Annotated in this window: 1 protein-coding gene; it reads right to left on the bottom strand. The window is 49.5% G+C overall.

Annotated features, from left to right (window positions below; all coding sequences use genetic code 11):
• A partial coding sequence (alr, locus tag EBL85_RS16935) for an alanine racemase (protein ID WP_123143516.1) occupies positions 1-398 on the bottom strand: 398 nt, incomplete at both ends.

Genomic DNA, 398 nt, shown 5'->3' with positions numbered 1-398 from the left:
TGGGAGCTCTTTCCCCCAAAGAATCGCTTCGTCGCTGACTTTATCCGTTGCGTCTGGTCCCAAATCGACCGTCAGCATATCCATGGAAACTCGACCTGCAATAGGTACTTTACGGCCATTAACCCACACCGGCGTACCGTTTGGAGCACTTCTTGGGTAACCGTCGCCATACCCTACAGCAATGACACCAACTTTTGTATCTCGCTCACTGGTCCAAATACCACCGTAGCCAACACTTTCACCCTTCTTCACTTCACGTACCGCAATAAGGTGGGATTTAAGTGTCATGACAGGCTGATACCCAAGATCTTGCGCCGTTTTGTCATCGAATGGCGACACACCATACATGATAATACCCGGACGAACCCAATCTAAATGGCTTTGAGGCCATGCCAATA

It is taken from the genome of Marichromatium sp. AB32 (genome assembly GCF_003718675.1).
GTDB classification, from domain to species: Bacteria; Pseudomonadota; Gammaproteobacteria; order Chromatiales; family Chromatiaceae; genus Marichromatium; species Marichromatium gracile.
This window is presented reverse-complemented; position numbering and strand designations above follow the sequence as displayed.